The organism is Legionella brunensis, assembly GCF_001467025.1.
GTDB classification, from domain to species: domain Bacteria; phylum Pseudomonadota; class Gammaproteobacteria; order Legionellales; family Legionellaceae; genus Tatlockia; species Tatlockia brunensis.
On record NZ_LNXV01000033.1, the window covers coordinates 268,555 to 277,965 of the forward strand.

Sequence of the window (9,411 nt, forward strand, 5' to 3'; positions counted from 1 at the left end):
AGTTGTTGTATTAATCCAGGGTTTGACGATAACGGGTAAAACCAATCAGCATCACGATTACCATAAATGTCAAAATAGGAATCACCTCACGCCAAACCTCAATAAAACCGTTTCCCTTTAATAAAATACCACGGACTACAACAAGAAAATGCGTCAACGGAAGGACATTACCCAACCATTGAGCCCAGACTGGCATACCTCTGAAAGGAAACATAAATCCTGATAATAAAAGAGAAGGTAAAAAGAAAAACATAGCACCTTGTACAGCTTGTAACTGATTAGAGGCCAATGTGGAAAAAGTTAAGCCGACGGACAGATTGGCGGCAATGAATGGTAAGCAAAGAATTAATAAAAGTAGAATACTTCCCTCCATAGGCACGCCAAATATAAATTTAGCCATGAATAAAATCATAATTACTTGGGCGTAGCCTACAATGATATAGGGAATAATTTTACCCATCATCACTTCTAAGGGTTTCAACGGGGTTGCCAGCAAATTTTCCATCGTGCCACGTTCAAACTCTCGAGTAAGCACCAGTGCTGTGATGATTACCATTGTCATGGTTAAAACCACACCAAGCAAACCAGGAACAATATTATAAGGAGTGATTGCTAACGGGTTATAGATTGCATGCACCTCCGGCCTATACGGAGGTGCCGTTACAGTCAATTTTTTTAAGGGCCCTTCCAATTCTTCGTTTAGAGCTGAAGAAGCTAAATCATTGAAAACACTCAAAGCACGGCTGGTAGCGGCAGGATCAGTCGCATCGGCCTGTAACAATAGCGACGGTCTTAACCCTTTCACAAGATCGTGAGAAAAATTAATAGGAAAATTAACTACAAATTGAACCTTACCTCTTTTTAATAAATCTTTTGCTTCGGCTTCTGTGGAGGCTGGCGCTACAAATTGAAAATAAGTTGAGTTTTCCATAGCAACTAAAATACGGCGACTTAAATCACTATTATCAGGATTGACTATTGCTGTCGGTAAATTGCGTGGGTTGGTATTAATAGCAAAGCCAAATAAAAATAACTGGAGAAGGGGAATACCAATAATCATGGCAAAAGTCGCCTTATCACGGCGCATCTGAATAAACTCTTTCACAATGACAGCGCCGAGACGAGCAAACGAGAAAATCATCAATCCATCTCTCCATGAGTTTTTTTCACCAAACTGATGAATGCATCCTCCAGGGTAGATTCGATTGGCTGCCAACTGATAGGATATTTTTTTGCCAGCTCCTTCAATTCGGCTTCTATTGTTAAGCTATCGTAACCACAAATATGAATTTTATTACCAAATAAAGCCGCCTGTGTAACATCACGCAGCGTTTTAGTTTGCTGCAGCAAAGAAGTTGTGACATTCCCAGAAATTTCCCAAGTGTACAATCCTGTTTTAGCAATCACATCATTAACTGTTCCTGTTACCAGTAAGTCACCATAGGCAAGGTAGGCAAGTGACGTGCAGCGCTCTGCCTCATCCATATAGTGAGTAGAAACCAACGTTGTAATTCCCTGTTCACTCAAAGCATGAATTTTGTCCCAAAATTCACGACGAGCAATAGGGTCAACACCCGCTGTTGGCTCATCAAGAAGTAATAAATCAGGTTCGTGCAATAAACATGCAGCGAGTGCAACACGCTGTTTCCACCCCCCCGATAACTGCCCTGTTAACTGTCGGCGTCGATGGCTAAGCCCCAGATCTTCCAAGGCTTTTTCCACACGTGCTTTCTTATTGTTAAGATTATAAACACGGGCAACAAAATTTAAATTTTCTTCAATACTTAAATCAGTATAAAAGCTAAACTTCTGCGTCATATAGCCAACATGCTGTTTTATTTTTTCTGATTCGGCGAGAATGTCATAATTTAAACAAGTTCCCTGCCCAGCATCTGGTGTTAGAAGTCCGCACAGCATACGAATGGTTGTTGTTTTCCCACTACCATTTGGTCCCAGAAAACCAAAAACATCGCCTTTATTTACACATAGCGCAATATCATTAACAACAACTTTTCCATCGAAAGATTTACGTAAATTAGTTACATCAATAACGGCGTTACTCATGGAAAAGTTACCGTTACAGGTTGTCCCGGCTTAAACTTTTGAGGATGCTCAATACGGGCTTTTATTCGAAAAACCAACTTATCTCTATTCTCACGACTGTATACCAGGGGAGGGACAAATTCCGCTTCTGGAGAAATATAATTGATTATTGCAGTGCTTGAGTCATGACATCCATAACAAAGGAATTGTATTCTTTGTCCTAACTCTAGCTGCGCTAAAGCTTCGACAGGCACAAAAAATTGAACTCTTACATTTTCTGGAGGTAATAAAGAAAGTACCGCTTGCTGACTTCCCACAAACTCCCCAACTCGATAATAAGTGTCATAAATATAACCCGATTTAGGCGCATAAACTCTTTTCTGATCAAGTTGCCATTGCGCTTCTTTGACTTTAGCAGTTAAAGAAATAATCTCCGCTTGTTGTGCTTTAATTTGCTCATCACGACTACCAAGTCTGGCTAATGCCAAATTTGACTCATATTGCGTCTTAAGTTGCTGTAGTTCTTTATATCTAGCCACAGCCGCATCCACTGAATCTTTATCGATGGCATTTTTTTTATAAAGCTCCTCCATACGGTGTACTCTAATCTCAGCAAGTTTTAACCTGGCATCAGTTTGCGCGATTTGAGCCTTAATAGCTTCAATTTCGGGATTACGACGTGGTTTCTCCAGGTCATGTAAAGTTTTTTGAGCTTGTAATAAATCTGCTTTATTTTGCTGAATCACGAGAGCTTGTGGATCTTCATCAAGTTGAAATAGTACCTGTCCTTTCTTAACCTGCTCACCTCGCTGCACAAACAACTGCTTCAAAACACCCGAATTAGGAGAAGCTAGATATACATTTTCTCCTTCAACATAGCCTTGATAGCTGTACTTTTGTGTCCGTCCACAACCCACTATTACTAAAGCAATCAGAATAAGAAATAGAAGTCTTTGTTTCATACCAATTACTAATTACGGACTTTGAAATTTAAGTATAATGAAAGCGCTATTGTATTTCAGCTAATCTTTCGAAATTTACTTGAAATTTATGAGCATCGACTCACTGATCATAAGTAGCTCCTTACATCTCATATCTGTAATACAAACAAATTTATAAAATTTGCTTACTTAGATACTATAGCCATAATATTTTAAAAAACAGGGATAAGGTGAGCTATGAAATTTGATTTACTTGTTTTGGGAGGAGGTAGTGGTGGGATTGCCAGTGCCGTAAGAGCTGCCCGTCATGGAGCTAATGTGGCCGTGGTTGAAGAAAAACATTTGGGAGGCACTTGCGTTAATCTAGGTTGTGTTCCTAAAAAAGTCATGTTCAATGCATCCACTGTAGCCGAGATGCTTAGAAAATCCTCTGATTATGGTTTTCATTCTGTGGAAGTAAAACTGGATTGGCAAACATTGGTTTGTAAACGTAATGCCTATATCGAGAAATTACGGGAAATCTATGCCAAGCGCTTTACTGAATATAAAATGACTTATCTCCATGGCAAGGGTGTTTTTGTGGACAACAAAACGATCGATGTCAATGGTAAAAGATTTCAAGCAGATCACATTATCATTGCTACAGGTGGAGAGCCTATTTTACCTAATAACCTTCTTGGCATTGAGCATGCCATTGATTCCGATGGATTTTTTTCGTTAGCAGCAAGACCCGATAAAGTAGCTGTAATCGGCAGCGGCTATATTGGTGTAGAATTAGCCGGTCTGTTACATGCATTAGGTGCAGAAACTCATTTACTTATTCGTGGTGAAAGGCCTTTAACCCGATTCGACTCCATGCTAGGAGAAACATTACTAGAGATCATGCGTCAACAAAGGATCACAGTCCATCTCAACCATCATGCTGATAGCATTCTACTGCAAGAAGACAATCGCAAAACAATTAAATGCCATAACGGCTCTATAATTTCTGATCTTGATACAATAATTGCAGCAGTTGGTAGGGCTCCACGTACATTTGATCTCAACTTAGATATAGTAGGAATTGCAAAAGATACCCGCGGTCTTATTGCCGTAGATCAGTATCAAAATACATCAGTTCCTGGTGTTTATGCTATTGGGGATGTCACTAACGCTCCTGCTTTGACACCAGTGGCAATTGCTGCAGGCCGCAAACTTTCTGATCGCCTTTTCGGTGGCCAAAAAGATGCTCATTTAAATTATGAAAATATCTGTTCAGTAATTTTTAGCCATCCACCGATAGGTTCTGTTGGTTTAAGTGAAGAAGAGGCAATCGCTAAATTTGGCAAAGAAAAACTCAAAATTTATAAAACACGATTTAATCCAATGTTTGATGCTCTTAGCGAAGAAAAGACCCCAACAGCAATGAAGTTAGTAACGGTGGGTAACGAAGAAAGAATTATCGGACTTCATATTATAGGCTACGGAGCGGATGAAATGCTGCAAGGCTTTGGGGTTGCTGTTAAAATGGGGGCCAGAAAACAAGACTTCGACAATACCGTCGCAATACATCCTACAAGTGCCGAAGAATTAGTAACTATGGTATAAGCATGCATAACATTCGATCATTTGAAAATAAACATCCTCTTATTGGAAAAGGGGTCTATATTGATCCCCAAGCCGCGGTCATTGGGGACGTTCGTCTAGGTGATGACGTCTCAGTCTGGCCCATGGCTGTAGTTCGAGGCGATGTAAACTCTATTACCGTAGGTAATTCTTGTAGTATTCAAGATGGTGCTGTTTTGCATGTCACTCATGATGGGCCTTATACTCCAGGCGGGAGAGAGCTAATTATAGGCAACTGCGTCACCATTGGTCATAAAGCAGTTTTACATGCCTGCACGGTAGAGGATTACTGTCTAATTGGTATGAATACCTTAATTTTAGATGGTGTACGCATCGAACATCATGTCATGGTTGCCGCGGGTAGTTTAGTTCCCCCTGGCAAGCATTTACAAAGTGGCTACTTATACCTCGGTAATCCTGCGCGGGCAGTAAGAATTCTAACAACAGAAGAGTTAACCAACTTGGAATATTCGGCTGCTCACTATGTGCGATTAAAAAATAAATATATGAACCTATAAAGGTTATCAATTATTTACAATTTAAATTACTACAGAAATATTGACTAAGCTCACTAGTTTAACTGAACTTCATACATCTAATCTTTTGATGTTCTATAATAAAAAAATCTGATTTTTATACCGCAATCATCAATATCTTTAATTAACCACGGGTATTGATGCTATTTAATTGGAACCTCAAATTTACTTTATAACTCATTGGCTAATAACGGATTAATTGCCATAAATGGGAGAGTTTCAAATATGATCGCAAATCTAATGCTTATAATCGCAACCATACTTTTAATCATTTCATTTATTCCATTCATAAAAAAAATCCTTAATACCAAAAGCTCAAAAGGCATTTCATTAACCATGATGATGCTTGGAATTTTACAATCCATTTCATTTATTCTGCATGACCTTTATTTTGCCCGTTATATGATGGTCATCCCTTTTGCAGTCATTACTATTTTTTTTATAACCCTAAGTATTTTAACTATAAAATATCGATAAAATATGGATTTTATTTTTAATAGTATTTGCTATTTTGGCCTTATCTGTGGCGCACTGCGGGTTTTGCCACAAACTTATAAAACATTACGGACAAAAGAAATAGATAATATCTCTCTTAGTTTTTTTACTTGCCATTTTTTTGCAGGTATATGCGGACTTATTTATGAGTTCACTGCAATAAAACCCAGCATTCCACATTTTCTTTTTTTCTGTATGGTTATTCTAACTAATTTCATGCAGACTGCTTATACGCTGTATCTTAAGAAAAACAAGCTAGTAAAAGAGTGCTCTGAGCTATAAGTACTTGAGGACCGTAGAATTAAATATTTAGTAATTTAAAGTAAAAAAAAGCGGCTTAAAAGCCGCTTAGGAAGAAAGCCCTGGCAATGACCTACTTTCGCATGAGGAAGCCTCACACTATCATCGGCGCTGGTCTGTTTCACTACTGAGTTCGAGATGGAGTCAGGTGGTTCCAAACCGCTATGGTCGCCAGGAAAACTGTTGTCCTGTTGATAAAGAGCATTGTTAAGTGCTCTGTAAAAACAGGCTGGTAAAGTAAAAAAGGGTTAACACAAGTGCCTTACGGCATAATCTATCATCTTCTATCATAACCCGAAGTCATTCAGGTTATATGGTCAAGACAATCAGCCAATTAGTACGAGTTAGCTTCACACATTACTGCGCTTCCACACCTCGCCTATCAACGTCGTAGTCTTCAACGGGCTTCATGGGAAAACTCATCTTGAGGGAGGCTTCCCGCTTAGATGCTTTCAGCGGTTATCCCGTCCGAACTTAGCTACCCGGCAATGCCACTGGCGTGACAACCGGTACACCAGAGGTTCGTCCACTCCGGTCCTCTCGTACTAGGAGCAGCTCCTCTCAATTTTCCTACGCCCACGGCAGATAGGGACCGAACTGTCTCACGACGTTCTAAACCCAGCTCGCGTACCACTTTAAATGGCGAACAGCCATACCCTTGGGACCTGCTTCAGCCCCAGGATGTGATGAGCCGACATCGAGGTGCCAAACACCGCCGTCGATATGAACTCTTGGGCGGTATCAGCCTGTTATCCCCGGAGTACCTTTTATCCGTTGAGCGATGGCCCTTCCATTCAGAACCACCGGATCACTAAGACCTACTTTCGTACCTGCTCGAGCCGTCACTCTCGCAGTCAAGCACCCTTTTGCCTTTACACTCTTGGTACGATGTCCGACCGTACCGAGGGTACCTTTGTGCTCCTCCGTTACTCTTTGGGAGGAGACCGCCCCAGTCAAACTACCCACCATACACTGTCCTCAACCAGGATTACTGGCCCAAGTTAGAACCTCAATAATAACAGGGTGGTATTTCAAGGTCGGCTCCATGCGAACTGGCGTCCGCACTTCTTAGCCTCCCACCTATCCTACACAGTCATCATCAAAGTCCAGTGCAAAGCTGTAGTAAAGGTTCACGGGGTCTTTCCGTCTAGCCGCGGGTACACTGCATCTTCACAGCGATTTCAATTTCACTGAGTCTCGGGTGGAGACAGCGTGGCCATCGTTACGCCATTCGTGCAGGTCGGAACTTACCCGACAAGGAATTTCGCTACCTTAGGACCGTTATAGTTACGGCCGCCGTTTACCGGGGCTTCGATCAAGAGCTTCTCCGAAGATGACCCCATCAATTAACCTTCCGGCACCGGGCAGGCGTCACACCCTATACGTCTTCTTTCGAATTTGCAGAGTGCTGTGTTTTTAATAAACAGTCGCAGCCACCTGGTCTCTGCGACCCTCACCAGCTTCGTTACGCATGGTAACTCACCAGCAAAGGTGTACCTTCTCCCGAAGTTACGGTACCATTTTGCCTAGTTCCTTCACCCGAGTTCTCTCAAGCGCCTTAGTATTCTCTACTTGTCCACCTGTGTCGGTTTGCGGTACGGTTCTCTATAAGTTATGGCTAGCAGCTTTTCCTGGAAGCGGGGCATCAATGACTTCTCTGCACCACGAATGGTCAGAACCACTTAGCACCTCAGCGTTTCGAGAAACCGGATTTGCCAGGTCTCTCCGCCTACACGCCAGTACCGGGACAACCAACGCCCGGCTCACCTAGCCTTCTTCGTCCCCACATCACCACTTATAGAAAGTCCAGGAATATTAACCTGGTTCCCATCGACTACGCTCTTCAGCCTCGCCTTAGGGGCCGACTCACCCTGCTCCGATTAACGTCGTGCAGGAAACCTGGGACTTCCGGCGAGAGGGTTTTTCACCCTCTTTATCGTTACTCATGTCAGCATTCGCACTTCTGATACCTCCAGCACACCTCTCGATGCACCTTCATCAGCCTACAGAACGCTCCCCTACCACGTGCACTTAGTGCACATCCGCAGCTTCGGTGTATAGTTTTAGCCCCGTTACATCTTCCGCGCAGGCCGACTCGACCAGTGAGCTATTACGCTTTCTTTAAAGGATGGCTGCTTCTAAGCCAACCTCCTGGCTGTCTGTGCCTTCCCACATCGTTTCCCACTTAACTATAACTTTGGGACCTTAGCTGGCGGTCTGGGTTGTTTCCCTCTTCACGACGGACGTTAGCACCCGCCGTGTGTCTCCCGTGATTCAATTAGCCAGTATTCGGAGTTTGCATCGGTTTGGTAAGCCATGACAGCCCCCTAGCCGAAACAGTGCTCTACCCCCAGTAATCATTCACGAGGCGCTACCTAAATAGCTTTCGGGGAGAACCAGCTATCTCCGGGCTTGATTAGCCTTTCACTCCTAGCCACACGTCATCCGATAATTTTTCAACATTACCCGGTTCGGACCTCCAGTTGGTGTTACCCAACCTTCATCCTGCACATGGCTAGATCGCCCGGTTTCGGGTCTACTCACAGCGACTCTCGCCCTATTAAGACTCGATTTCTCTACGGCTTCCTTATTCAGTTAACCTCGCCACTGAAAGTAACTCGCTGACCCATTATACAAAAGGTACGCAGTCACACGACTAAATCGTGCTCCCACTGCTTGTACGCAAACGGTTTCAGGTTCTATTTCACTCCCCTCTCCGGGGTTCTTTTCGCCTTTCCCTCACGGTACTGGTTCACTATCGGTCAGTAAGTAGTATTTAGCCTTGGATGATGGTCCACCCATCTTCAACCAGGATTTCACGTGTCCCGGCCTACTTGTTCGCATGCTTAGTTCTTCATCAATATGTCGTATACGGGACTATCACCCCCTACGGTCAGCCTTCCCAGACTGTTCTACTTCTATTCATGATAAATCATGCCAGGCTCTTCCCCGTTCGCTCGCCGCTACTAGGAGAATCTCAATTGATTTCTTTTCCTTCGGGTACTTAGATGTTTCAGTTCCCCGAGTTCGCCTCTGTAACCTATGTATTCAGCCACAGATAACCTACTCACGTAAGTTGGGTTCCCCCATTCGGACATCTTTGGATTAACGCTCGTTTCCAGCTCCCCAAAGCTTTTCGCAGGATTCCACGTCCTTCTTCGCCTCTTACTGCCAAGGCATCCACCGTTTGCGCTTCTCTTCTTGACCATATAACCTGAGTCACCTCAAATCATATTACCAACAAAAGACAATACTAATTCGCTTGTGTTTACCCTTTTTACTTTACCAAATTGTTAATGAACGTCCGGATTAACCAGAGCAAAATAGTCTTATAAAAAACTATTTTGCTCTGCTAAAACCTAAATAAGAAGATACAGCTGAATGGTTAATAACCTTATTATTGTTCTTCTGAAAACAAACTGTGTGGGCACTTCGGTGCAAGTCGTGCTTAATTTTAAGGAGGTGATCCAGCCGCAGGTTCCCCTACGGCT

Annotated in this window: 7 protein-coding genes and 2 rRNA genes; 4 read left to right on the forward strand and 5 right to left on the reverse strand. The window is 42.7% G+C overall.

All coding sequences use genetic code 11. The features are described from left to right. Positions 1–10 precede the first annotated feature (10 nt). From Lbru_RS12520 to Lbru_RS12530, 3 genes are read right to left on the reverse strand one after another with little or no spacing between them, the layout of a single operon-like run. Positions 11–1,141, reverse strand: coding sequence for an ABC transporter permease (locus Lbru_RS12520; RefSeq protein ID WP_058442468.1), 1,131 nt, complete (start codon positions 1,139–1,141; stop codon positions 11–13). Continuing rightward, positions 1,141–2,064 (reverse strand): ABC transporter ATP-binding protein, encoded by a 924-nt coding sequence (locus Lbru_RS12525; RefSeq protein ID WP_058442469.1) that lies wholly within the window; start codon positions 2,062–2,064, stop codon positions 1,141–1,143. Before Lbru_RS12525 ends, Lbru_RS12520 begins: the two co-directional genes overlap by 1 nt. Beyond that, the gene (locus Lbru_RS12530; RefSeq protein WP_058442470.1) at positions 2,061–3,005 is read right to left on the reverse strand and encodes an HlyD family secretion protein; all 945 of its coding nucleotides are present in this window, start codon (positions 3,003–3,005) and stop codon (positions 2,061–2,063) included. Before Lbru_RS12530 ends, Lbru_RS12525 begins: the two co-directional genes overlap by 4 nt. A gap of 216 nt (positions 3,006–3,221) precedes the next feature. Here Lbru_RS12530 and gorA point away from each other — a divergent pair, with 216 nt between their 5' ends. The 4 genes from gorA to Lbru_RS18105 all read left to right on the forward strand — a co-directional run bounded on the left by gorA (position 3,222) and on the right by Lbru_RS18105 (position 5,902). Further along, positions 3,222–4,571: a glutathione-disulfide reductase gene (gene gorA, locus Lbru_RS12535; protein WP_058442471.1), complete on the forward strand. Its 1,350-nt coding sequence runs from the start codon at positions 3,222–3,224 to the stop codon at positions 4,569–4,571. A gap of 2 nt (positions 4,572–4,573) precedes the next feature. Beyond that, positions 4,574–5,107 (forward strand): gamma carbonic anhydrase family protein, encoded by a 534-nt coding sequence (locus Lbru_RS12540; RefSeq protein WP_058442472.1) that lies wholly within the window; start codon positions 4,574–4,576, stop codon positions 5,105–5,107. Between the two features lie 258 nt (positions 5,108–5,365). Further along, entirely contained in the window at positions 5,366–5,602 is a 237-nt protein-coding gene (locus Lbru_RS18100; protein WP_420795335.1) for a PQ-loop domain-containing transporter, read from the forward strand. Positions 5,603–5,605: 3 nt separating this feature from the next. Then, a complete protein-coding gene (locus Lbru_RS18105) occupies positions 5,606–5,902 on the forward strand; it encodes a PQ-loop domain-containing transporter (RefSeq protein WP_083500914.1) in 297 nt (98 codons plus the stop codon). A 78-nt stretch (positions 5,903–5,980) separates the two neighbouring features. Here the strand turns inward: Lbru_RS18105 and rrf are convergent. Together rrf and Lbru_RS12550 are read right to left on the reverse strand one after the other, a co-directional pair. Further along, positions 5,981–6,096 (reverse strand): 5S ribosomal RNA (gene rrf, locus Lbru_RS12545). A 137-nt stretch (positions 6,097–6,233) separates the two neighbouring features. Further along, positions 6,234–9,127 (reverse strand): 23S ribosomal RNA (locus Lbru_RS12550). Positions 9,128–9,411: the final 284 nt, after the last annotated feature.

Coding starts and splice junctions, on each gene's coding strand:
- Lbru_RS12520 (WP_058442468.1), bottom strand. CDS start 1,141: ATGATTTTCTCGTTTGCTCGTCTCGGCGCTGTCATTGTGAAAGAGTTT.
- Lbru_RS12525 (WP_058442469.1), bottom strand. CDS start 2,064: ATGAGTAACGCCGTTATTGATGTAACTAATTTACGTAAATCTTTCGAT.
- Lbru_RS12530 (WP_058442470.1), bottom strand. CDS start 3,005: ATGAAACAAAGACTTCTATTTCTTATTCTGATTGCTTTAGTAATAGTG.
- gorA (WP_058442471.1), top strand. CDS start 3,222: ATGAAATTTGATTTACTTGTTTTGGGAGGAGGTAGTGGTGGGATTGCC.
- Lbru_RS12540 (WP_058442472.1), top strand. CDS start 4,574: ATGCATAACATTCGATCATTTGAAAATAAACATCCTCTTATTGGAAAA.
- Lbru_RS18100 (WP_420795335.1), top strand. CDS start 5,366: ATGCTTATAATCGCAACCATACTTTTAATCATTTCATTTATTCCATTC.
- Lbru_RS18105 (WP_083500914.1), top strand. CDS start 5,606: ATGGATTTTATTTTTAATAGTATTTGCTATTTTGGCCTTATCTGTGGC.